The sequence below is a fragment of the Candidatus Villigracilis affinis genome (genome assembly GCF_016705895.1).
Taxonomy (GTDB): domain Bacteria; phylum Chloroflexota; class Anaerolineae; order Anaerolineales; family Villigracilaceae; genus Villigracilis; species Villigracilis affinis.
The window spans coordinates 20,530-42,788 of record NZ_JADJKT010000043.1; the positions used below are offsets into that span (position 1 = coordinate 20,530).

Annotated in this window: 20 protein-coding genes; 8 read left to right on the forward strand and 12 right to left on the reverse strand. The window is 52.6% G+C overall.

Features of this window, described 5'->3' with window-relative positions; all coding sequences use genetic code 11:
• Nucleotides 1-32 precede the first annotated feature (32 nt).
• Together IPI86_RS24940 and IPI86_RS24945 are read right to left on the reverse strand one after the other, a co-directional pair.
• Nucleotides 33-1,172 carry a creatininase family protein gene (locus IPI86_RS24940; protein WP_345300752.1) on the reverse strand — a complete coding sequence of 380 codons (1,140 nt, stop codon included), beginning with the start codon at nucleotides 1,170-1,172 and terminating at the stop codon, nucleotides 33-35.
• A gap of 74 nt (nucleotides 1,173-1,246) precedes the next feature.
• On the reverse strand, nucleotides 1,247-3,100 hold the full coding sequence (locus IPI86_RS24945) for a S9 family peptidase (RefSeq protein ID WP_345300753.1): 1,854 nt from the start codon (nucleotides 3,098-3,100) through the stop codon (nucleotides 1,247-1,249).
• A gap of 195 nt (nucleotides 3,101-3,295) precedes the next feature.
• On the opposite strand from IPI86_RS24945, the gene IPI86_RS24950 reads away from it, so the two are divergent.
• From IPI86_RS24950 to IPI86_RS24980, 7 genes are all read left to right on the forward strand, one after another.
• Nucleotides 3,296-4,924, forward strand: a complete 1,629-nt coding sequence (locus tag IPI86_RS24950) for an ABC transporter substrate-binding protein (protein ID WP_345300754.1) — start codon at nucleotides 3,296-3,298, stop codon at nucleotides 4,922-4,924.
• A gap of 61 nt (nucleotides 4,925-4,985) precedes the next feature.
• Nucleotides 4,986-6,014 carry an ABC transporter permease gene (locus IPI86_RS24955; protein ID WP_345300755.1) on the forward strand — a complete coding sequence of 343 codons (1,029 nt, stop codon included), beginning with the start codon at nucleotides 4,986-4,988 and terminating at the stop codon, nucleotides 6,012-6,014.
• A 6-nt stretch (nucleotides 6,015-6,020) separates the two neighbouring features.
• Entirely contained in the window at nucleotides 6,021-7,949 is a 1,929-nt protein-coding gene (locus IPI86_RS24960) for a dipeptide/oligopeptide/nickel ABC transporter permease/ATP-binding protein (protein ID WP_345300756.1), read from the forward strand.
• Nucleotides 7,946-8,938, forward strand: coding sequence for an ABC transporter ATP-binding protein (locus IPI86_RS24965; protein ID WP_345300757.1), 993 nt, complete (start codon nucleotides 7,946-7,948; stop codon nucleotides 8,936-8,938). The genes IPI86_RS24960 and IPI86_RS24965 overlap by 4 nt, the downstream gene beginning before the upstream one ends.
• Nucleotides 8,939-8,965: 27 nt before the next feature.
• Complete coding sequence (locus tag IPI86_RS24970; RefSeq protein WP_345300758.1) at nucleotides 8,966-9,745, forward strand: RNA methyltransferase; 780 nt, start codon at nucleotides 8,966-8,968, stop codon at nucleotides 9,743-9,745.
• A 33-nt stretch (nucleotides 9,746-9,778) separates the two neighbouring features.
• Nucleotides 9,779-10,726: an alcohol dehydrogenase catalytic domain-containing protein gene (locus tag IPI86_RS24975; protein WP_345300759.1), complete on the forward strand. Its 948-nt coding sequence runs from the start codon at nucleotides 9,779-9,781 to the stop codon at nucleotides 10,724-10,726.
• Between the two features lie 83 nt (nucleotides 10,727-10,809).
• A complete protein-coding gene (locus IPI86_RS24980) occupies nucleotides 10,810-11,628 on the forward strand; it encodes a hypothetical protein (protein WP_345300760.1) in 819 nt (272 codons plus the stop codon).
• Nucleotides 11,629-11,671: 43 nt separating this feature from the next.
• Here IPI86_RS24980 and IPI86_RS24985 read toward each other — a convergent pair whose 3' ends face one another.
• The 10 genes from IPI86_RS24985 to IPI86_RS25030 form a co-directional block, all read right to left on the reverse strand.
• Nucleotides 11,672-11,983, reverse strand: coding sequence for a hypothetical protein (locus tag IPI86_RS24985; protein WP_345300761.1), 312 nt, complete (start codon nucleotides 11,981-11,983; stop codon nucleotides 11,672-11,674).
• A gap of 90 nt (nucleotides 11,984-12,073) precedes the next feature.
• The gene (locus tag IPI86_RS24990; RefSeq protein WP_345300762.1) at nucleotides 12,074-12,847 is read right to left on the reverse strand and encodes a GNAT family N-acetyltransferase; all 774 of its coding nucleotides are present in this window, start codon (nucleotides 12,845-12,847) and stop codon (nucleotides 12,074-12,076) included.
• A 63-nt stretch (nucleotides 12,848-12,910) separates the two neighbouring features.
• Entirely contained in the window at nucleotides 12,911-13,756 is an 846-nt protein-coding gene (locus IPI86_RS24995; protein ID WP_345300763.1) for a GNAT family N-acetyltransferase, read from the reverse strand.
• Complete coding sequence (locus tag IPI86_RS25000; RefSeq protein WP_345300764.1) at nucleotides 13,705-13,911, reverse strand: hypothetical protein; 207 nt, start codon at nucleotides 13,909-13,911, stop codon at nucleotides 13,705-13,707. Before IPI86_RS25000 ends, IPI86_RS24995 begins: the two co-directional genes overlap by 52 nt.
• A gap of 115 nt (nucleotides 13,912-14,026) precedes the next feature.
• Complete coding sequence (locus IPI86_RS25005) at nucleotides 14,027-14,698, reverse strand: DUF3592 domain-containing protein (protein ID WP_345300765.1); 672 nt, start codon at nucleotides 14,696-14,698, stop codon at nucleotides 14,027-14,029.
• Nucleotides 14,699-14,776: 78 nt separating this feature from the next.
• Nucleotides 14,777-16,672: an ABC transporter ATP-binding protein gene (locus tag IPI86_RS25010; protein WP_345300766.1), complete on the reverse strand. Its 1,896-nt coding sequence runs from the start codon at nucleotides 16,670-16,672 to the stop codon at nucleotides 14,777-14,779.
• A 27-nt stretch (nucleotides 16,673-16,699) separates the two neighbouring features.
• Nucleotides 16,700-17,113 carry an ATP-binding cassette domain-containing protein gene (locus tag IPI86_RS25015; protein ID WP_345300767.1) on the reverse strand — a complete coding sequence of 138 codons (414 nt, stop codon included), beginning with the start codon at nucleotides 17,111-17,113 and terminating at the stop codon, nucleotides 16,700-16,702.
• Nucleotides 17,106-18,458 carry an ABC transporter transmembrane domain-containing protein gene (locus IPI86_RS25020; RefSeq protein ID WP_345300768.1) on the reverse strand — a complete coding sequence of 451 codons (1,353 nt, stop codon included), beginning with the start codon at nucleotides 18,456-18,458 and terminating at the stop codon, nucleotides 17,106-17,108. The genes IPI86_RS25015 and IPI86_RS25020 overlap by 8 nt, the downstream gene beginning before the upstream one ends.
• Nucleotides 18,459-18,790: 332 nt before the next feature.
• A complete protein-coding gene (locus IPI86_RS25025; protein WP_345300769.1) occupies nucleotides 18,791-20,137 on the reverse strand; it encodes a toll/interleukin-1 receptor domain-containing protein in 1,347 nt (448 codons plus the stop codon).
• 1 nt (nucleotide 20,138) lies between these two features.
• Nucleotides 20,139-21,518 carry an MATE family efflux transporter gene (locus tag IPI86_RS25030; RefSeq protein WP_345300770.1) on the reverse strand — a complete coding sequence of 460 codons (1,380 nt, stop codon included), beginning with the start codon at nucleotides 21,516-21,518 and terminating at the stop codon, nucleotides 20,139-20,141.
• 73 nt (nucleotides 21,519-21,591) lie between these two features.
• Between IPI86_RS25030 and IPI86_RS25035 the strand changes: the two genes are divergently transcribed.
• Nucleotides 21,592-22,245, forward strand: a complete 654-nt coding sequence (locus IPI86_RS25035) for an intradiol ring-cleavage dioxygenase (RefSeq protein WP_345300771.1) — start codon at nucleotides 21,592-21,594, stop codon at nucleotides 22,243-22,245.
• The last annotated feature ends 14 nt before the right edge of the window (nucleotides 22,246-22,259 follow it).

The following is a 22,259-nucleotide window of genomic DNA, read 5'->3' on the forward strand; positions in this document are numbered from 1 at the left end:
GGGCGGGATGGAAGAAAAGGTGCGGAAGCCATTTACTTAAATTTGCCCCATAAACCATATCCTGCATCCCTTCTCTGTTCGCGCCGTTCGTGCTGTTCATGGATTTGCTCCACATGATCTGCCTTCTCATTAATAGCGGCTTCCAGCCACAGGCGGCCTTTTTCTGCGGTGGCGTGACTGCCCGCGCCGTATGCGCCTGTTTTGGTGTCATCATCCCAGGGCGGATTGGCAACCAAAGACCCGCCTTCGATCCAATCCATGTAGTAATCGGGTGTGGCGACGAAATCTGTTTCGTCCACGACACGCTCCATTTGACAGAGGTCGGGGCGCAAGTGAAGCATATAGGATGTTTCCAGTTCGCCCGCATGTCCCATGCCGCCGATTTTCGATGTGCGATATTTGTCCAATGCCTCTGCGCCGATGCGGCCTGAGGTATGCAAAAATGCGGTGGCGCAGAAAATGCGGCGGTGACGTTCGCCAGCATATTTCACGATATTGACCAAAAACGAAGTGTTGCCGCCGTGCCCGCTCATTAAGTAGAAGCGGTCGAATCCGCGCGCGACGAGAACATCAATGACCGCAATCCAAAAATCCTCGAAAGCGCGTCCGCCAGCATTCAGGGTCGCCGCAAACGATGACCGATGTGTGCTGACTCCATACGGCATGACAGGCATCGCCCAACTGCGTGTAGGCACTTTGGCTGATGTGCCTTGGGCGATTGAATTGATAATGATGGTGTCAACGGAAAGAGGGAGGTGGTATCCATGCTGTTCGGTGTGACCGATGGGAATCAGGATTACTTTTCCGCGTTCGCTATCAGGTGGGAGAAAAGTTTGTGCCTCGTAAAGTGATGGATGCGGCTGGCGAAGAATGGACGCAGAATTTTGAACGATGAAACTTGACTGCGGGTCGAGCCCCTGTGGTGCGAGGCAATAAACCCGCGTAAATCCGTCATCGCGCAGACTATCCATGAGGTTGACGATGTATTGCGTGAAAATCGGGTCTGGTACCTCAAGTCCACTGCCGCGCCAGCCGAACGGGAATGGTGGCAGGAGTCCGATACGGGGCGGATTGCTTAATTGGTCAGCGAGCAGGTCGAGGTTGTATCCAGATCCGAGTGGGAGGACGAGCGGCGTGTCACGTGGAAGTTCAGCAACTGCATCCCAAGTCATCTCCTCGTATAAAAAGAACTTAGAATTTCGTGTAGCCAAAAAGAACTGTTATTCATTTTAGTTTTTCCTCTCTATTAAGAAGGAAGTAAATACCAATCAAGGAACCGCTCCATGCGCTCGTAAACATCAAGCAGGTTCTCGCGGCGCAGGAAACCATGCGGCTCGTCGCCGTAGGTTTTGTATTCGAAGGTCTTCCCCTCATGGCGCAAGGCTTCGACCCATTCTTCGCTGGCTTCGGGCGGAACGATGCTATCGAGCAACCCATGCAAAATAAGCACAGGTTTTTGCACGTTCTTCGCTTCGGTGATGGGGGAGCCTTTGAGATAGGTTTGTAAATTCTCCGTTGGGTGGCCGAGGAAAATTTCGGTGTAAACCCGCAGACGTTTTTCACATTGCGCCCAGGAACTGACCAAATTCGAATCGCCATATTTTGTGATGCCGCAGGCGAAAAGATATTCGGGGTCGCGCGAAAGCGAGCAGATGGTCATGTAGCCGCCGTAACTTCCGCCTGTGATGGCGATGCGATCGGGTTTGATGTCTTTGAACGTGCGCAAATATTTTGCGCCGTGCAAACAATCCTGCGTGTCGCCGACGCCCCAATCGTTGTAATTGGCGCGCTCGAATTCCTGGCCGTAACCTGTGGAGCCGCGATAATTCGGCGCGAGATAGGTATAGCCTTTTGCGGCATAATATTGCGCGAGTTCATCCCACCCAAAACCATATTGGTCTTTCGGCCCGCCATGCGGATACAAAATTGCCGCGCCATTTGATTTTTCAGGGCGATACAAAAATGCGGGAATTTCCAGCCCATCGTAACTCTTGTACGAAACCACTTCAGGCACGATGAATTTATTTCTCTGTAACGCAGGCGGATTTGAAAAAGTAAGCTGCGTAATTTGCTTGCTCGGAAGTTCCATGCGATAAACATCGGGCGGAAGGGTCGGACCTTCGAACTCGAACGTGATAAAGGATTCATCCTTCGCCCAGTTTGGATTTGAATGAATGCCCTTCTCGCTTCTTAATGCGGACCTTGAACCTGATTCTGTCTCAAGCATCATTAACTCAAACGAGCCGCCGTTGTTCTCCACCACAAGCATCTGTTTTCCCGAAGGCGACCATTCGTATTGAAAGATATCTTTTCCAGCCTTGGTAAGTTGATGCAGACCTTCGCCATCAGGCTTGATGAGATACAGTTCTTCGCGCCCCGTTTCCTGTGAGATGAACGAAATCCATTGGCCATCGGGTGACCACTTCGGCGACATCGCGCGCGTGGACGGTTTTCCGTACAACGTGGTTTGTTTGCCCGTTGCAATTTCAAGCAGGACGATGTCGAGTCGATTCAAATCGTCGAGGCGGCGCAGGTTGAAGACGATGAATTTTCCATCGGGCGAGGGACGCGCATCCCAGTGATCGCCGAGGGTGTCTGTGGTGAGAGCGCGCGGCCATGAACCATCGCGGTCGGTGAGCAGTAATTGATCGGTGTCGTTTCGTTCAACGGTGACGATCAAGCCGATTGAGTCGGGCATCCAACGCGGGCCGCTGGCGGCGACGGCGAAGTCGGTGATCTTTTTGGGAAGTCCGCCATCACGCGGAACAATATGGACATGGCCTTTGATTCCGAAGGCCAGCCAGTTACCATCGGGCGACCATTCGGGAGTTTCATCGTCCCAGTATGGGGCAAGCGGACGTTCGGTGGTGATGCGTGAAAGCCAGCCGCCATTTGCCGACATCGTGAAGACATCGGAAAGGCTTTCGCCGTCTTTGATGCAGGCGATCTGTCCCTGAGATGAAAGCGTGTGAGACCGAATCCGCTCAAGGGAAGTGAGAAGCGAGAGATTTAGTCCAGCAGGTGGATTTAAGTCAGGTCGCTTGACCGAAGGCCATCCATTCCGTTCGTATTTTTCAGTGAGTTTTACAGAGTTATCCATGATGATTTCCTTTCCATTTCGTGCCAAGTATAGCAAAATAGCCCGAATTACAGTACAATTTTTGCAGGATAAACTCTTGGACCCCTTGGAATGTCTTTATTATTTTAGTATTACGAGATGTTGAGTACCCGCGTCAGGGCAGGTTTCTGCCTTGGCGCGTTTTGTTATTCAAAACACAACCAAAGAGGAGAGCATATGAAACGAAGATTTTTATTTATTTTGGTCATCCTGGCGCTGGTTCTCTCGGCTTGCGGAGGAGGTGGCGAAAAATCGATCGTCCGAATCGGTTGGGCGGGCAGCCCCGATAACCTCAACCCCGGCATGGGAATTTTGACCGAATCATATACCATCTATGGGCTGGTCTATGACACGATGTATAACCTCAACCTCGATGGCTCGTTCACGCTCAGCATTGCCGACAGCGTAGTGCGTTCTGACGATGGGTTGGTCTATACGTTCAAGATCAAGGATGGCATCAAGTGGCATGACGGCAAACCTCTGACCGCTGAAGATGTTGCCTTCACCTATAACCTCTATAAGGATACACCTGAATACCCGTACCTGAACGGATATTACACGACTTATTTCTCGGCTGTTGAGGCCAAGGGTAATGAAGTGATTCTGACCCTCACAGAGGCGATCCCGAATATTGAAAGCCAGTTGGTTTTCCTTTACATCCTGCCCAAGCACGTCTGGGAAGGTGTGAATAAACTGGAATATGAAAACTTTGAAATGATCGGTTCCGGTCCGTTCAAGATGGCTGAATACGCCCAGAATGAATTTGTGCGCCTCACTGCAAACAAGGAACATTTCTCCAGGCCGCCAAAGATCGATGAAGTGGTCTTCCAGACCTTTGAAAACCAGGATGCGCTCGTGCAGGGCATCAAGACCGGTCAATTGGATCTGATCACTGAAATGCCGAATACTTCGGTTGAATCCCTAAAGACCACAGAAAACGTGGAAGTTGTGATCGGTGCGCCGTTCTCCCCAGGTGTGACCGACATCATCTTCAACCAGCTTGATCCCGAGAATTGTCCCACCGATGCGGGCGGGATTTGTACGGGCCATCCCGCTCTGCGCGACCGCGATGTGCGCCTCGCGATGGCGCATGCAACCGACAAGCAAAAATTGATCGACCTGATCCTGCTTGGCCTCGGAACCCCCGGCCTGACACTCATCCCTGATGGTCTTGGCGTTTGGTACAACAATACCCTCAAGGATTATGAATATGATGTCGCCGCGGCGAACAAGATTCTTGACGATGCCGGCTACAAAGATACGGATGGCGATAAGATTCGTGAAATGCCTGACGGTTCACGTCCGCTCACTTTCCGCTTGAACTGGCCCAGCGACAGCATCACTTCACCCCGTACCGCTGAATTGCTGAGCGAAATGTGGGGAGAGATCGGCATCACCCTTGAAATGCAGGCCGTTGACCCCGATGCGCTGACCGCTCAGTGCTGCCCTGCTTTCGACTTTGACATCATGATCTGGGGCTGGGGCTCTGATCCCGACCCGAGCGCTCTGTTGTACGTGTACACTTCCGAAGGCATTCCGACAGGCTCGAGCGAAACAGGCTACTCCAATCCGAAATATGATGAGCTTTACGCACAACAGCAGACGGAGTTGGATTTCGAGACCCGCAAGAGTATCGTTTGGGAAATGCAGAAGATGGTACATGACGACGTGGTGTATATCATCCCATTCTATGATGCCGAGACTCAGGCATATCGCTCTGACCGCTTCACAGGCTGGATCACCGATCAGCCCAAAGTTGAGCTTTCAGACGTTACCTCATTGGTGGTAATCGAGCCAGTCAAGTAAATTCAATACGGGGAGCGGAATATATATTCCGCTCCCCGTATCTTGCTTTCAAGGAGCGACCTTGAACCGTTATCAAATTCTACTAAGAAAAATAGGCTGGGCTCTTTTTACCATTCTGTTCGTCATCATCCTGAATTTCTTTTTATTCCGCATTCTGCCCGGCGACCCGGCGCGGGCGGGAGTTCGTGATCCGCGCTTGAAGAAGGAATCCATCGAGATCCTGCGGGTCCGTTTTGGGTTGGATAAGCCCATTATCAACTGCTTTGAGTCGCTGAACCCGATCAAGGTCGGAAGCTGCGATGTCAACCCGTTAGATACGCAATTCTTCATTTATGTCCGCAACCTGTTGCAGGGCGAACTGGGATTCAGTTACCACACCAACCGTCCTGTGGGAGAACTCCTCTCTGAACGGCTATGGAACACGGTCCTGCTGATCGGTGCGGGGCAAATTCTGGCGATCATTATCGGGGTGATCTTTGGTATTGTCGCCGCGTGGAAGGCGCGCACCTCGATAGACCGCGTCGCTGTGATCTCCAGCCTGGTTGCGTGGAGTCTGCCGACGTTCTGGCTTGGAATTATCCTGCTCTTTTGGGGCAGTCAAAATGGATTTCCGCTGGCAGGTAAGACAACCCCGGGCATGAGCTCCATGCCGCTCTTACAGCAGTGGGGCGATCTTGCCGTTCACATGTTCCTGCCCACACTCACGTATACGATCATTTATATGGCGGAATACACCTTGATCATGCGCTCGAGCCTGATGGACGTCCTCTCGGAAGATTACATTCTGACGGCCAAAGCCAAGGGGCTGAGCAACTTTCAGATTCTGAAAGACCATGCCTTGAAGAATGCGATGCTCCCGCTGGTAACGGTCATTGCCATCAATCTCGGCTTTACGGTGGCAGGTGTGGTCCAGATCGAGACGGTCTTTTCGTGGCCCGGGCTTGGAAGCGCGATCTTCGAGGCGGTCAATCGGCGTGATTTCCCTGTTTTGCAGGGAGCCTTCCTGCTGATCGCGGTGGCGGTCATCTTTGCCAATTTCCTTGCCGACCTCACTTATACCTATCTTGATCCGCGCGTGCAGACGGAGTAGAGCCCAATGGAAACTGTTGTAAAAAACAATGAATCAAGCAGTCAATTGGGCGTCCGTCAGAGTTTTTGGCAGAGCTTCAAAAAGAACAGCATCGGGTTGGTCGGTCTTGTGATGCTTTCTGTAATTTTTATTCTCGCCGTCTTCGCTCCCTTTATCGCTACCCATGACTCGTCGTCTTCAGCATCTGCTGAGATCGGCGATATTTATAATGCGCCAAATCTCGAGCACTGGCTTGGCACCGATGACGCCGGCCAGGATGTATTTTCGAATTTCATCTTTGGGGCGCGTATATCCCTGATCGTGGGCTTCTTTGCCGCGTTCATTTCCCTCATCATCGGCGGTACGCTTGGATTGGTGGCGGGCTTTTTCGGCGGGCGCGCGGACAATGTCATCATGCGTTTCACCGATATCATGCTCGTGATTCCAGACCTGCCATTGATCGTGGTCATCGTGGCGTTGACCAAACCCTCACTGCTCAACATCATCTTCGTCATCGGTCTGCTTGGGTGGACAACGACTGCACGTGTGGTCCGCTCACAGACGCTGGCAGTGAAATCACGGAAATTTGTTCTGCGTGCACGTGCCATCGGCGCAGGCAAAAGACATATCATTGTGCGTCACATCCTGCCGCTGGTAATGCCCATTCTTGTGGTGCAGGCGGTACTGGTTGTTTCGGGTGCCATTCTCAGTGAGAGCGCCCTGTCATTTTTAGGTCTTGGTGACCCCACCGCGCTTTCGTGGGGACAGATGTTGAATTACGCCTTTGGCCGCGGAGCCATGTCCATTGGTGCATGGTGGGCATTGGTTGTCCCTGGCTTTGGGATCGTGTGGGTGGTGCTTGGGTTGACCCTGCTTGGACAGGGACTTGAGCAGACCTTAAACCCAAGGCTGGATACTCACCATTTGACACCAGGCAGGCCTGCGGTCCAGAGCGAAGCGGCGAAGCCATCTGTGGAGAAAAAAGGCACAATACTCGAAGTCCAGAATTTATCGGTCAATTACGTCAACGAAGGAAAAGCGCCTGCCCGCGCTGTAGAGAATGTCAGTTTTACTTTGAAGGAAGGCGAACTAATCGGTTTGGTGGGGGAGAGTGGCTGCGGAAAAACAACGCTGATGCTTGCGCTGCTGCGTCTGCTGCCTTCAGCGGGACAGGTTGTGAACGGCAGTGTGAACTTCCGTGGAAGAGACCTGACCCAGTTCAGCGATGACGAATTGAACAAAGTCCGTTGGAAGGAAATTTCGATCGTCTTTCAGGGCGCAATGAATGCGTTGAACCCTGTGCGTACTGTTGGCGATCAGATCGCAGAAGCGATCATCAAACATATGCCTGAATTCCCGCGCGACCTGCGCCTGCAGGCAAGGGTGATCGACCTGCTCGACCTCGTGGGAATCGCGGCTGACCATAAGGATCATTTTCCGCATCAATATTCAGGCGGCATGCGCCAGCGCGCCATGATCGCGATGGCATTGGCTTGCAATCCGCAAGTGATCATTGCCGATGAACCCACCACCGCGCTGGATGTGATGATTCAGGCGCAGATCCTGGAATTGCTGGATTCGCTGCGCAAGAAGCTCGGACTTTCGATCATCTTTGTAACACACGACCTTGGAGTCGTCGCAGAAATCTGCGACAAGGTTCTGGTGATGTACGGTGGTGTGACCGCGGAATATGCTGACGTGGATACGATCTACAACGAGCCGCGCCATCCTTACACACAGGAATTGATCAAAGCCTTCCCTGACCTGACCAAGCCGAAGAAAAAACTTTCATCCATCCCGGGCTACCCGCCGCGTTTGGATGACCTGCCCGCGGGTTGTCGGTTTGCTCCACGCTGCCCTGCGGCGTTTGACCGCTGTCATACTGAACAACCTGCCCTGCATCAATTAAGCGAAAATCATATCGCAAGCTGCCATCTTGTTGAGGCGTCAAAATGAGCGATGACCAATTCCTAAAAGTACGCGGATTGAAAAAATACTTCGACGCGGGACGCCCCGGCCTGCTCTCCAGCACAAAGACCCCCCGCTACGTCCATGCGGTGGATGGGGTGGATTTTACGCTCAGGCGCAGCGAAGTGTTGGCCCTGGTGGGTGAAAGCGGCTGTGGAAAATCCACGCTCTCTTTATTGTTGATGGGCCTGGAAGATCCGACCGAAGGAACCATCACCTTCGAAGGGAATGACATCACGCATTTGAAAGATCATGAACGCAAGGAACTGCGCCGCAAGATCCAGATGGTTTTTCAAGACCCGTATGAATCCTTGAATCCCACACAGACCATTGAAGAGATCGTCAACGAGCCGCTTCTGGTACATGGGATCGCCACGGATAAAAACGAACGCGATGAACGCGTAAAAAAGGCAATGGAAGATGCAGGCTTAAAACCCGCCGATGTATATCTGGGCCGCTTCCCGCATGAACTCTCGGGCGGACAACGTCAGCGCGTGGTCATTGCGGCTGCGCTTGTGCTCGAACCTGAGATATTGCTCGCAGACGAGCCTGTTTCAATGCTCGATGTTTCCATTCGCGCCGAGATCATTAACCTGCTGGCCGAGCTGCGCATTACGCGGCAGATCGCGGTCATTTTCATCACACACGATCTTGGCTCTGTTGGTTTTTTTGCCGACCGTGTCGCCGTCATGTACCTTGGGCGTATCGTTGAGATCGGCACCATGCTCGAAGTGCTGGAAAAACCGCAGCATCCCTACACAAAAGCGCTGCTCTCCGTCATCCCTGTGCCAAATCCGCGTATGCGCCGTGAACGCATTATTCTGCAAGGCGAAACGCCCAATCCCATCGACCTGCCCACGGGCTGCCGTTTTCATCCGCGCTGCCCTGTGGCCATGCCTGCATGCAGGGTCAGCGACCCGAAATTCGAAATCCTCACCAAGACACATCATGCAGCCTGCCTGCTTTTAGTGAAGTAAGGTCACAACGCCGCACCCTGTAAAAACATGATGGACATCACCAGCTTACAAAACCCGAAGATCAAATACATTGTCAAACTGCGCGAAGACAAACGTCTGCGGCGGCAGGATGGTTTGATGCTTGTGGAAGGCCGCGATGAGTTGACTCTGGCCCTCAGTACTGGACTCAAGCCGCATACGCTTCTGACCGCGCCCGAGATTGCCTCTGTTTCGATTGACATTCCCAACGCTGAAATTACCACCGTCACCCGCGTCGTCTTCGAGAAAATCTCCTATCGCGATAACCCCGATGGCTGGCTGGGACTCTTCCCTATTCCCCAAAACACATTGGACGATCTGAAATTAAGCGAAAACCCATTTGTGATCGTTGCTGAGTCGGTGGAGAAGCCTGGCAACCTTGGCGCGATCCTGCGCACAGCCGATGCGGCGGGCGTGGACGCGGTCATCGTCTGCGACGGGCGCGTGGATGTGTGGAATCCGAACACGGTCCGTGCCAGCCGCGGAACGGTTTTCACCGTACCCACCGTCGAAGCTGATTCGCAAATGACGCTGGACTGGCTGAGGTTAAGAAAGATGCGCGTGCTTGCCGCCACGCCTTCTGCCGAGGTGTTGCACACTTCCGTGGACCTGAATCAGCCCATCGCGTTGGCAGTCGGCACCGAAGATGAAGGCCTCACCGATTTCTGGATGCAGAACGCGGATATCAGGGTGAAGATTCCCATGCTGGGGAAAGTCAACTCGTTGAATGTTTCGATCGCAACTGCACTCATCACATACGAAGCAGTGCGGCAAAGAGGTGGAAGGTAGAAAGCAGGAAGGAAACAGTGAGAGGTAAATTCGATGAAGGCATTGTGGCTGGAAGACAATCAAATTTCACTGCGCGATGTGGCGCAGCCGAAGAGATCGAACGAAGCGTTGATCAAGATCCGCAAGGCGGGCATTTGCAGCACCGACCTTGAATTGGTGAAGGGCTATTATCCGTATACGGGCATCCTCGGCCATGAATTTGTGGGCGAGGTGGTGGATGCGCCCGATGCCGCGTGGATCGGGCAGCGTGTGGTGGGGGAGATCAATGCCGTGTGCGGTGCATGTGAAGCCTGTTTGAATGGACGCCCGACTCATTGCGAAAACCGCACCGTGTTGGGAATTGCCAATCGCGATGGGGTCTTTGCCGAATACACCACCCTGCCGCTGGAAAATTTGCATCGTGTGCCTGAATCGGTTTCAGATGAAATGGCCGTATTCACCGAACCGCTTGCGGCGGCGCTTGAAATTCAACAACAGATCCAGCTCAAGCCAGATGACCGTGTGCTGCTGGTCGGCGCAGGCAGGCTGGGACAATTGATCGCGCAAACGCTCGCGTTGACAGGCTGTGACCTGCAAGTGGTGACGCGTCACGCTCACCCGCAAAGCCTGCTGGCGGCGCGAGGAATCCGATTCACCACGGCGGAGGAAGTTCAACCGCGAAAATGGGATGTGGTCGTGGAGGCCACGGGGTCTGCTGATGGATTCAACCTCGCAAGAAAAGCGATCCGTCCGCGCGGGACATTGGTGATGAAATCCACCTACAAAGGCGATGTGAATGTCAATTTCTCATCCATTGTGGTGGACGAGATCAACATCATCGGCTCACGCTGCGGCCCGTTCGCGCCTGCCCTGCGTCTGTTGGAAAAGCGTGAAGTTGACCCTACGGTGCTGATCGTGGATCAATATAAAATGACTGACGCGGTGAAGGCATTTGATCACGCTGCGCAGGCTGGGGTCTTGAAAATTCTGCTGGAGAATTGATAAAGCATCTTCACACTTGGGCGGCCAGGCTTTTTCGCGTCAGATGTTTAGATCCAATATCGCCATCCAAACAAGGAGATGCAATGCTTACTGTTACTTCCCGCTGGTTAACTTATTTTACGGCCATCCTCTATGCGGTTTTGGGAGCCTTCCTTTTCTTTCTCCCTGAACAACTCGCGCCCGTTTTTGCATGGAAGGTGACCGCGTTCATGACAATGACGATCGGCGCATGGTGCCTCGGCAATGCCTGGCTGGCATGGATCAGCGCCAGACGTTGGGAGTGGCGACTCGTGTACTCGGCCTTGATCTATTTATGGTTGTTCGGGATCTTTGAATCGGGCGTGGTGATCGCTTTTCGCGCAAAACTGCAACTGGTTCACCCGATTGCCTGGTTGTATCTTGCGGCATTGACCGTCAATGTGTTGACTGCCCTGCTTGGATTCTTTGACTGGCTGCGACTCCGCCCAGCCCGAGAGAAGTTTGGCCTGCAATTCGGGAATGCCCAGCTTCCGTATATCGTTGCGTTCATTGTCTTTGTCGGCTTTTTGGCGTTGTATGGATTGTTCGCTCCAGTAGGCGCACCTGGTACGAATGGCGGAATTTTCCCCGAGGTGATGTCTCCGTTCACGCTGCGGAGTTTTGCGGTGTTCTATCTGGCGCTTGCCATTGCCGTTGGAGTATTTTTATGGGATCGTAATTTGGACGCGATCCTGCATCACTCGCTCGCTTCGTATGGACTGGTCGTGATCATCACACTTGCGGCGTTTGCCTACCTGCGCCTGTTTGATTTTGCCGCGCGCCCCGGCGGCCTGCTTTATTTTGGCGCTTATCTGGCCGTGGGCATTCCGTTGTTCTTTGTCTTTCGAAAACATGGAACGGGAAAGGCTGAAAAAGTGCCTTAGTTTTTTACCACAAAGGCACGAAGTAGAAAAAAGATTGGGTTATCTAACGCACGAAAAACGAAAGAGCGAATTGTACGAGCAGTACCAAAAACGGAAGCGTTGTCAGGCCGATCGCGATGCGTGCATAGGCTTTTGAGTCGTTTTTGCGGGTGTGCCCCCAAACGCCCAGGGCAAACGCCAGCGGGGTGAGGATGCAGAAGAACAGGGTGGTGAATTGATTCATTCTGCCGAAGATCTCTGGAGAAATGCGCATATAAGCCACTGCGAAGCGGGTCCCCAAAAGCAGAATGGAGATCACGCCGAGGATGAGCGCGGCGAATCCGAAATGGGTTTTCTTTGCGGTTTGTGTGGGCATGGAGCGGATTATAGCTGTTTAATAACCAAAGACTTCCGAGACATTCACCATCTCGGAAGTCTTTCTTTCTTCTTTCTTCTTTCTTTCTCCTTACTTCCCACCTTCCCACAAATAATCCCAGGCCGTCGCCAGATACTGAAAGCCGTGCTTCTCCACGATGGGTCGGCTCATTTCACCTGCTTCGACCATGGCGTATTGATACCTGCGCTCGCGGATCTCTTTCAGCCGTGCCGAGAGCAGGCTCGTGTACAATCCGCGTTTGCGGTATTCGGTCCGCGTGGAGCCTGCGAACAGCGAGGCGAATTTTCCTTTTTGGAAATACGTCCACGCAACGGAGACGGGTTGATCGTCGGCATAGGCGGCGTAAATGCTCAGGTAACCGGGGATGGTTAAATGTCCGCCGAGGCGTTTGTAAACCCATTCGTTGTTGTTGCCGTAGACTTTATCCAGAACCGAAACGACATCCTTGAGTCCCTTGAGATTCGTGATTCGGCGGATGTCCGCTTTGACGGGGTCGAACAAATGGGAAGGCGCAGAGTCCACATCCAGGATCATGATGTCGCCGTCATCTTCATCGCGCACGAAATTATGCTGCTCGAGTTTCTCTGTCAGCGTGGGCAGGGTGTCGTGGCTGTACACCTTCCACGTGAACGGCTGATTCATGGGAGCGAAGTGGGCCAGTTCCTGCTCGATGACGCGGTCGAGGTCGGCGTCGGAAGCGAAGGTCTTCGAGACGAAATTCATCGCGGGCGCTTCGCGGGTGAAGCGCACCACGTCTGCGGTGATCTCTTTGCGGGCTTCGGGGTATTCGATCTCTTCGCGCATTTCCTTGTCAAATAATTGTAGTAGTTGATTGTTGTTCATGATTATTCCTGTTTGAATTCACAAACCCGCCGCCGAGGATGGCGGCGGGAGCAAGATATGAGTTTAGTGATTCTTTGTCCACGCGATCATCGGGTCGATCCGCTTCGCGAGGCGATAGGCGGCATCTTTGAATCCAAAGCGCGGCCAGAAGCGGGAGGCTGGCAGGTTGGGGCTGATCCAGTTGGTGTAGCAGATCTCGAAGTTTTCATTTTGAGCCTGCTTCAATCCGCGTAGAGTGAGCGCAGTGCTGACGCCGCGTCCACGGGCTTGCGGCAGGGTGGCGGCTACGCTCAGGTAGCTTGTGCGCGGAGAGACCAGCATCGCAGTGTCACTCTCTTCTTCGGGGCAGAAGCTAACGGTGCCGAGAGCTGTCCCTTTTTCAAGCGCCAGCCACACGGTCCACTCTGGATCGTCTGCCAATTCAGCCCAGCCTTCGCGCAGTTCCTCCCAATCTTCTGGAATGGTCGGGTGCCAGTTGGGCGCATTCGCCAGCGCTTCCATGATGACGTGGGATAGGTTGCCGAGGTGGGGATTGTCACCCGCGCCAGCGAGTCGAATGTCAATGCCTGCGGGGTTGGCAGGCTCGGAAATTTCCGCGCTGCGTAAATCCAGCAGCGCATCCACGCGTTCCTTGCCAAAACCAAGCGCGAACAGGGCATCGATGACATCTGCATCCGCGGCTGAAATATACAGGCCGTGGCTGAAGATGCCCATCCTGACCCAGTCCTCGCCAAGCAGGGAATATAGGTCCTGGAGCGTTTTTAGGCTTTCGCCTTCCGCCAGCGCATACCCGGGCAAATAGACATATCCACAGCGGCCCCAAGGTTGGACTGAAAAATCACCCAGCAAATAGGCGGTCATCTTTCCATCACGAAAAGCGGCATATCCATTTTGAATTTCTTCTGCCACAGGGATTCGACAGCTTTGATCGCAACAGCCGCATCTTCAAAACGCTCAGGCAGCAAAGGCAGGTTCGCGCGGTTTCGTTTATGCCGCGCAGACAACAATTCTCCTGCCTGGGGAATCATTTCTGCCGTAAATGGTTTGATCTCAGTTTTCATCATACTTCTCCACTAAAAATTAACAATAAATAGAACATCAGGCCAAATTCTTTCACAGCCTTCATCTTTTCAATCGTTCGCTGCGGTGTTACATGACAATTCTCCAGCGTTTATTTTTTTATTCTTCAGCGGGCGGCATCAGTTTTTTTACAACAAGAACCGCGCCTGTAAAAGCAATTCCTAAAATCCCCGTGATGGCTGGCAAAATCCACATCAGGGCGTTGCTGCCAGCGGATTGGATCCGCGCATCGAGGGGATGCTCGGGGTCGTAAAGGACTGTGATCTCATCGCCTTTTTCGTAGTACGGCGAATCACTGCCTTCGCTGATTTGAACCGTGCGCTTTTTTCCGTCACTGGCGGTGAACTCGATCACAGGATAATAAAAATCCCGTGTGATGCGGTCCTGCTCGTTGATGTATTCCTTGCGCACGACCACGTCCGCAATGCGGCCGGGTGCGCTTTCTTCTTTGCTGATCTTTTGAATGGCGAAATAGGATGAAATCCCTGCGATCAGCAGCATCAACACAGCCACGCCGGAGAAGATTCCCAGCAGGATTTTTTCCATACCCGCCGAGGACTTTTGCAATTCCTCGAATTCCTTTTCATCAAACTGCATGTCTTCAAAGGAGTCATCGAAAGCATCATCAAATGACGCGTCCAGCATTGCCGAGAGCTTTTCCCGATCCTTCTCGTTTGGAACATCGTCCAATGCGTTGTAGGTTACGCCGTCCACTTCAAAGGATATGGGTTCATCATTTTCCCAGTCGATCGAATACTTTTTCCTTGCCATTTCTTTAAATCCCGATTTCTAAAATTTGTTTATCCAGCGGGTCAGGCTTTTCAACCTGACCCGCTGGATTGAATTCATTTAATCAGCGGCGACTGCTTCTTCGCCAGCCGTTTCGCGCCTGACCATGATCGAATCTGCGGTCACGTTGGCGCGCTCATTGCCTTCGATCTCTTCGGTGACGCCATAGGCCACTTCCAATTCGTGGCGGAACTGCTGGGTGTACAGGCGGTAGTAATGTCCGCGCTGGCGGAGCAATTCGGCGTGGGTGCCATGCTCGGCGATGGTTCCGTTTTCAATGACAATGATCCGATCTGCGCGGCGAATCGTCGAAAGGCGGTGCGCGATGACGAATGACGTGCGTCCCTTCATCAACGCTTCCATGCCGCGCTGGATCAAGGCTTCGGTCAACGTATCCACTGAGGAAGTTGCCTCGTCCATGATGAACAGCTCGGGTTTGGCAAGCACCGCGCGTGCCAATGAGATCAATTGCTTTTGCCCAACCGAGAGCAGATTTCCGCTTTCGCCCACGTTCTGTTCGTAACTCTTTTCAAGGGTCACAATGAAATCATGCGCGCCAGCGATCTTCGCAGCTTCTTCCACTTCCGCATCGTTTGCCGACAAGTTTCCATAGCGGATATTTTCGCGCACTGTCCCGGAGAACAGGTGCGGAGTCTGCAGCACGATGCCGATCTTGTTGTGGATCGACTCAAGCGTATAGTCCATGTAATCGTGCCCGTTGATCCGTATCACGCCGTTGTTTGGTTCGTAAAAGCGGCAGAGTAGATTCACGATCGTGGATTTGCCGCCGCCTGTCGGTCCGACCAGCGCGATCGTCTCACCTGGCTTCACCTTCAGCGTGAAATCCTTCAATACGGATTTTCTGTCTTCGTAGAAGAAATCCACGTGATCGAATTCGATCTCACCGAGCAGAGTCTTCGCTTCGATGGCATCGCTTCTATTGTGGACATCGGGCGGGGTATCCACCAATTTGAAAATTCTCTCCGCTGAGGCAATGCTGTGCTGCATTTCGGCATACACGCGCGCCAGGTCCTGAACAGGCCACATCATGAAAGTAAGATACGAGACGAAAGCCTGAATACCGCCGATGGTAATGAGCCCGATCTGAATTTGCACACCGCCATACCAGACGATGGCGCCCAGTGCGATGGCGGCGATGATCTGCACAGTGGGGAGGAAGAGCGCCGAGAGCCAGGCCGCACGATAGGATGCGCGGTACATTCGCGTGGTCAGCTGCTGGAATTCGACAAGATTTTCATCCTCGCGTCCCAACGCCTTGACCACGCGCACACCCTGAATATTCTCGTTGTACGCGCCTGTGATCTTGCTGTTGGCGCGGCGGCTCTGGCGGAACTCCACCAGAATATATTTTTGGAATTTCGTCGCCACGAACATCATCAGCGGAATAATGACCGATACGATGATCGCCAGCCGCCAGTTGATGATGGCCATGAAGATCAGCGACGTGGTGATGTTCATGATCGCCCACACGCTGTCCACGATGCCCCAGGTCACCAGGTCAGAGACGCGGCCTGTGTCTGATGTCACGCGCGCAATGAGACGTCCCACCGCATTTTGGGCATAGTATGAAAGCGACAGATCCTGCAAGTGGTTGAACAGCATCTTGCGCAAGTCATACTGCACACGCTCGCCCAACACGCCCGCGAGGTAGATGAAAATGAAAATGAACGCGGCCTGGAACAGCAGGAACGAGCCGTACATCCACGCGATCTCAATAACCCTGTCGAAATCATTGAGCTTGATGCCCTGATCCACGATCTGTTTGTTGAGGTACGTGAAGTACGCATCCATGCTGGAGACCAAGGCGATGGTGACCAAAAATCCCAGCACCCACTTCCAGTGCGGTTTGAGCAAACCAAAGATGCGCCAAAATACAGGGGCGGTCAGGTTCGATGTGTATTCTTCTTCTTCGAGTTCGAGTATTTCGTCGGTCATGATAATTCTCCATGATTCGAATGTGTTTTAGTTAACTCTGGCAATTTCCTGCTCCAGTTCTTCATCGATTCGCGTTTGGATGTCGTAGATCTTCCGATACATGCCGCCGAACTGCTTGAGCAATTCTTCATGGTCACCTTTTTGGATCACCTGGCCTTTATCGAGCACCAGGATCAGGTCGGCTTTCATTACGGATTGAATGCGATGTGCGATGATGAAGGTCGTGCGATTTTCCATCAGGCTGTTCAGGGCATCGCGAATGGAGGCTTCCGTCTCTGTATCCACTGAGGAAGTCGAGTCATCCAGGATCAGGATACGCGGATTCTTCAAAATGGTCCGCGCAATGGTCACGCGCTGTTTCTGCCCGCCGGAGAGGGTCACGCCTTTTTCACCGACGATGGTGTTGTAGCCATCGGGGAAGGTCAGGATCACATCATGCACGGCGGCGGCTTTCGCGGCGGCTTCGATCTCTTCCTGTGGTCACACTGCGGCCCACACCATACAAAATATTCTCGCGGATCGAGCGGCTGAACAGGAACGGTTCCTGCTGGACGATGCCAATTTGCTCACGCAAATACTTGCGCGGATAATCCTTCAATTCGACTCCATCAAGCAAGATCTGTCCGCTGGTGTAATCGTGGAAGCGCGGCAGGAGGTTCACCATGGAGGTCTTGCCCGATCCCGTCGACCCAAGCAGGGCGATGGATTGTCCGGGTTTGACGTGGAACGAAATGTCTTTGATGACATCATGTGTGCCATCGGAATAAATGAACCCGACATTCTTGAACTCGATCTCGCCTCGCGCTGGACCTGTCGGCTGGATGCTGCCATCTGTGAGAGGTTCCCGCGCCTGTTTGGTGATGTCCATCAGGCGTGCGTAGGAGACCATGCCTGTTGAGGTCTGCACGATCGTCCGCCCGAGGTTGCGGATGGGGAAGATCAGCCAGACGACCAGGCCTACATAGGCTACATAATCACCGACGGTGATTTCGCCATTGATCGCCATGAATGCCGCGTAAACAAATCCGAACAGCATCTGTGCACCAAGCACAATGTCTGAAAGGGGCCAGAAGAGCGAGTGCATCAGCAGCAGCAATTTGCCCTTCAAGTATTTGCCCCAATTATCCTTCTCGAATTTTGTCTTTTCATAATCCTGACGGGCAAAGGCTTTCACAACGCGCACACCGGTCAGGTTTTCCTGCAGAGTGGTGGAGAGGAGGGCTTCCTGTGCCTGATATTCTTCGTAGGCTTTGGTCACCTTTTTGAAGAACCAGAGCGAAACCCACAAGATCGGCGGAATGACCACCACAGACAACAGTCCGAGCTTCACGTTGATGTACAGGATCGCCACCCAGTTGATCACGAACAACAGGATGATCCTTCCCACGCCGATGGCCTGTTCCGAAAAGAAGCGGCGCAGCGCATCCACATCGGAGGTGACACGTTCGATCAGGTCGCCTGTCGGAGTGGCGCTGTGATAGGAAAAGCTCAAGCGCTGGATATGATCGAAGAGGAAGTCTCTCAAACGGCGGGTAATGCCCTCGGCGGTGTATGCAGCAAAACGTCCAGAGAGAAACGCGCCGCCGCCTTCGACCAGGGCCAGGAGGATGAATCCCAATCCGATCCAGAGAAAGGTTTGAGTCATCGATGTCCCAAGCATTGCGCCTTTGCCAAGTACATCATCGGCGAAAAAGCGCAGCAGGAGATAGACCGAGGTCTTCGCCAGTGCTGAGATGGCAAGTGAGGCTGTCGCCGCGATATAGGAAACGCGGAAGTCCGTCATCATGCGCCACAAACCGACGAGGCGGTTCGGATGCAGTGCGTCACGGAAATCAAAATATGGGGAGGGTAGTGGTGGTCATTTGTATATTCTCCGATAAAAAGGGAAACAAAAAGGCTGTGGTGAGTGCACCACAGCCCGTAACGAACAAGGGACAGAAAGAGACCTAGCGGCGGTCTACAGGCGCACTCCGAGAAGGCAAATTGCCAACTGCAGCGGGGGTGATAAAAACGATGGTCAACATCAAGAGTGCGCTCCTTTCTTTGGAATATGCAGATGAGTTTTTTCTCATACTACAGCCGATAGTTTACACCTTTGAAACGGGATGTGTCAAGATATTATTTGGTTTTCTTTTTCTCGAATTTGCCCAGCAATGTTGAAGCAGACCGCGCGGAGAAGACCACCAGCACGATCATGGCGGGGTAAATGGCGAGAAAAGCGATTCCCAATGTGGTGGTCACTTTTTCGCGCGTATCGGTAAGAAGCTGGGCGCTGAAATCGGTGCAGAGCGCGCCGACAGATTCTCCCGTGACGGTGTGAATAGGCGCACAGGCAGAGACCCATGAACCATGTTCATCCTGAGTGATCTGCAGATCGGCCACTGACTTTTTCATACCCTCTCTCAAGGCGAGGCCCACATTGTCGGTGGAAAGCGCTGTTTTGAATTCAACATTCTTTTCGGTGGAGGCGATCAGGAATATTTCATTCGCACTCCCGCCCCTGGCAATGGTGTACAAGACAACATCAGCGGCGATATTTTGATTCGTCGCAATGACGTCATTCATAAAGAAATCGAGGGTGGAGTAATAATAGTCATCATACACATCCCTGCTTGCAGGAGGAAAATATTTAATAAAGGCATCGTACTCATCGCCGTCGATAAAACAAACGCTGGTTTCAACCAGGGCAAGCATTTGATCCTTGATGGCGGTCAACGCGAGGTTGGTCGTAACCTGATTGAGCCAGAAAAATAAGGCAACGAATGCAACAGTAAACACACCCAGCATGAGATAGGTTAGGCGGCGCAGGCGCGACCCCATGCTCTTTTCAAGCTGAAGCTGCTGTTCCTTTACGCGTTCCTCTTCCAGCTTTTTATTTTCCATCGTGCGGCTGGTTCGAACGAATTCATTTTGAAGCTCGGTGGCTTTGGGGTCTTTCTCTCCATTGACCATCAACTGCGCCTCGGCATCCTGCAAATCCTTGCCGCGTAGCAGGAAGCTGTATTCTTGCTGGCTGCGCTCCCATTCCAGTGCCTTCATTTGCAGGCGCCTGTGGACCTGTACCCAGTCATAATCGGTGTGGATGGCAGTTTGTATTTGCTCAAACGATACTTCGAATATATCCTGCGGACGTGAAAAGAATATCCAGTTGTAGTGGGTGATCGCGGGCGGAGCCAGTTTTGCATCAACATCACGTACGACGGCTGGAATAATGCGTTTGCCGTTGAGTGCCGCATGGGCGATTTCATCTTTACATATCTGCGAAGCGACCGAATCCGGGCTGATCAGGAACAGGAAAATATCCGCCTCCTCGATTCCCTTTTGGATCTCCTTGATCCAATCCACACTTGGGGGAATATCCTGCCAATCCACCCATACGTTCAGGCCTTGCGCGGTAAAACGATCAGTGAGTCGACGGGCGATTTCTGTATCTTTTCGAGAGTAGGAGATAAAGAGTTGGTTCATATTAAATTCCTTCCATTTGGCTTGCGAGATTATGGATCCACTTGCGTGAGCGCCAGCGGAAGATGCCCAAAATCCATTTGGTTACTTCCTCGCTCATCACGCAAAGGTAAACGAAATACACCGGTAAATGAAAATAAAAAGCGCCCAACGCCGCAAGTGGAACGCCCACCAGCCAGATGATGATCCCATCCAGGAAGAGGGAGAAACGTGTGTCGCCGCCTGCCCGCAGGATGCCCACCACAATGGTCATATTGTTAACGCGTACCCAAAGAAAAATGGACACAATGTTGACCATCGACTTGGCGTTCTGCAGCACTTCTGGCGAAACGTTGAACAGGGAGAGTGCCGGAACTTTGAAAACCTGCAAAAGAACGCCGAGCAATAATCCGCCGGCAATGCCGAGACCGATCGAGCGGCCGCCGTATAAATACGCTTCGTCCTCCTTGCCTGCGCCAATACGATTGCCCACCAAAACTGAAGTGGCATTGGCCAGTCCAACGAAAATCACGAACGCCATTTGCTCGATGGGCGAAACGATGTTCACTGTTGCAATGGCTTCCGTGCCCATGCGCCCGTAAATGACATTATAAGTGGTGATCCCAAGCGACCAGAACAATTCATTCAGCATCACTGGCAGCATCGGTTTGATCACGCGGGCAGTAAATGCCAGGTCGAAATCGGTCAACTCCTTGAAGGTAGCCGCGACAGGGAACTTGTAGGCGTAGATCACGTACAACAACACGCCGCACTCCAGCGCACGGGAGATCACCGCCGCGATCGCCGCTCCCTGAACGCCCAATTCAGGCAACCCAAAATAACCGAAGATCAACGAATATGAAAGGAAGGTGTTCAGCGACAATGTTCCAACGCTGACATAAGTAGGCAGCTTCACACTCCCCGTGGAACGCATCACAAAAATATAACTTGCAGAAACAGCCATGAAAAGAAACGTCCACGAAAATGTGCGGACGTAATCTGCGCCGATTGCAATAACAGATGGGTCTTTCGAATAAATGCTCAAAAACCATTCAGGGACAAATTGCGAGATCGCAAAGAACACCCCGCTTGCCGAGATCGCAAACATCAAACACAGGCCAAGCACGCGCCGCAGGTTTGGAATGTCCTGTCGCCCCCAAAATTGCGCGGTGAACATCGCCGCGCCGCTGATGATCCCGAAGTGGACCAAATTCAAAAGAAAGGCCACCTGACCCGCAAGTCCAACCGCCGCCACTGCCACATCGCCCTTTTGCCCAACGAACACCACGCCCAGCATATTCAGCAAAGCAAACACGAATTGCTGAAAAATGATCGGCAGTGCGATCCTGCGCACATTATCAAAATATTCACGGTCACTATATAAAGTTATGATTTTATTGAACACTTTACCTCAGGGTTCGTCATTATAGCAGTAAGAGACCTGCCAAATTTGCCATCTATAGCCAAAAGGAGAACGAATGAAACGACTGTTGATTTTATTGATATTTATGATCGCCGCCTGTGCACCTCTCTCTGTGGATGTAAACCCGACTCTTGCCCCGCCGTTGCCTGATTCAACCCCAACCAGCATTCCCGCCGTTCAAGTGGACCCTGCTACAAGCGCCCCAGCAGCTGAGGTTACAGACGAATCCAATATAGACATCCTCGCCAATCTCCCCGACCCCGATTGCTCCGCACTCACTCCTGCCGACCAGGAAGGACCCTATTACACCCCAGACACCCCTGAGCGGACATCCCTCATTGATGAAGGTATGCAAGGGAAAAAGCTGATTCTGGCCGGGTATGTACTCACCGCCGATTGTCTCCCTATCCCCACCGCCTGGCTGGATTTCTGGCAGGCAGATGTGAACGGTGAATATGATAATGAAGGCTACACCCTGCGCGGACATCAATTTACCGACAACAAAGGCAGGTACTATCTTGAAACCATCCTGCCCGGCGAATATCCCCAGCGGCCAATCGAGCATATTCATGTGAAGTTGCAGATCCCTGGTGGGGAAGTGTTTACCACCCAGCTATATTTCCCCATTCAACCCGTCAACGGCCTCACCGTGCAACTGGAAGACAAAGGCGATCATTTTGTGGCATACTTCAATTTCATTATGAAATAACACCTACAACAGCT

Coding starts and splice junctions, on each gene's coding strand:
- IPI86_RS24940 (WP_345300752.1), bottom strand. CDS start 1,172: ATGACTTGGGATGCAGTTGCTGAACTTCCACGTGACACGCCGCTCGTC.
- IPI86_RS24945 (WP_345300753.1), bottom strand. CDS start 3,100: ATGGATAACTCTGTAAAACTCACTGAAAAATACGAACGGAATGGATGG.
- IPI86_RS24950 (WP_345300754.1), top strand. CDS start 3,296: ATGAAACGAAGATTTTTATTTATTTTGGTCATCCTGGCGCTGGTTCTC.
- IPI86_RS24960 (WP_345300756.1), top strand. CDS start 6,021: ATGGAAACTGTTGTAAAAAACAATGAATCAAGCAGTCAATTGGGCGTC.
- IPI86_RS24965 (WP_345300757.1), top strand. CDS start 7,946: ATGAGCGATGACCAATTCCTAAAAGTACGCGGATTGAAAAAATACTTC.
- IPI86_RS24970 (WP_345300758.1), top strand. CDS start 8,966: ATGATGGACATCACCAGCTTACAAAACCCGAAGATCAAATACATTGTC.
- IPI86_RS24975 (WP_345300759.1), top strand. CDS start 9,779: ATGAAGGCATTGTGGCTGGAAGACAATCAAATTTCACTGCGCGATGTG.
- IPI86_RS24980 (WP_345300760.1), top strand. CDS start 10,810: ATGCTTACTGTTACTTCCCGCTGGTTAACTTATTTTACGGCCATCCTC.
- IPI86_RS24985 (WP_345300761.1), bottom strand. CDS start 11,983: ATGCCCACACAAACCGCAAAGAAAACCCATTTCGGATTCGCCGCGCTC.
- IPI86_RS24990 (WP_345300762.1), bottom strand. CDS start 12,847: ATGAACAACAATCAACTACTACAATTATTTGACAAGGAAATGCGCGAA.
- IPI86_RS25000 (WP_345300764.1), bottom strand. CDS start 13,911: ATGATGAAAACTGAGATCAAACCATTTACGGCAGAAATGATTCCCCAG.
- IPI86_RS25005 (WP_345300765.1), bottom strand. CDS start 14,698: ATGGCAAGGAAAAAGTATTCGATCGACTGGGAAAATGATGAACCCATA.
- IPI86_RS25010 (WP_345300766.1), bottom strand. CDS start 16,672: ATGACCGACGAAATACTCGAACTCGAAGAAGAAGAATACACATCGAAC.
- IPI86_RS25020 (WP_345300768.1), bottom strand. CDS start 18,458: ATGATGACGGACTTCCGCGTTTCCTATATCGCGGCGACAGCCTCACTT.
- IPI86_RS25025 (WP_345300769.1), bottom strand. CDS start 20,137: ATGAACCAACTCTTTATCTCCTACTCTCGAAAAGATACAGAAATCGCC.
- IPI86_RS25035 (WP_345300771.1), top strand. CDS start 21,592: ATGAAACGACTGTTGATTTTATTGATATTTATGATCGCCGCCTGTGCA.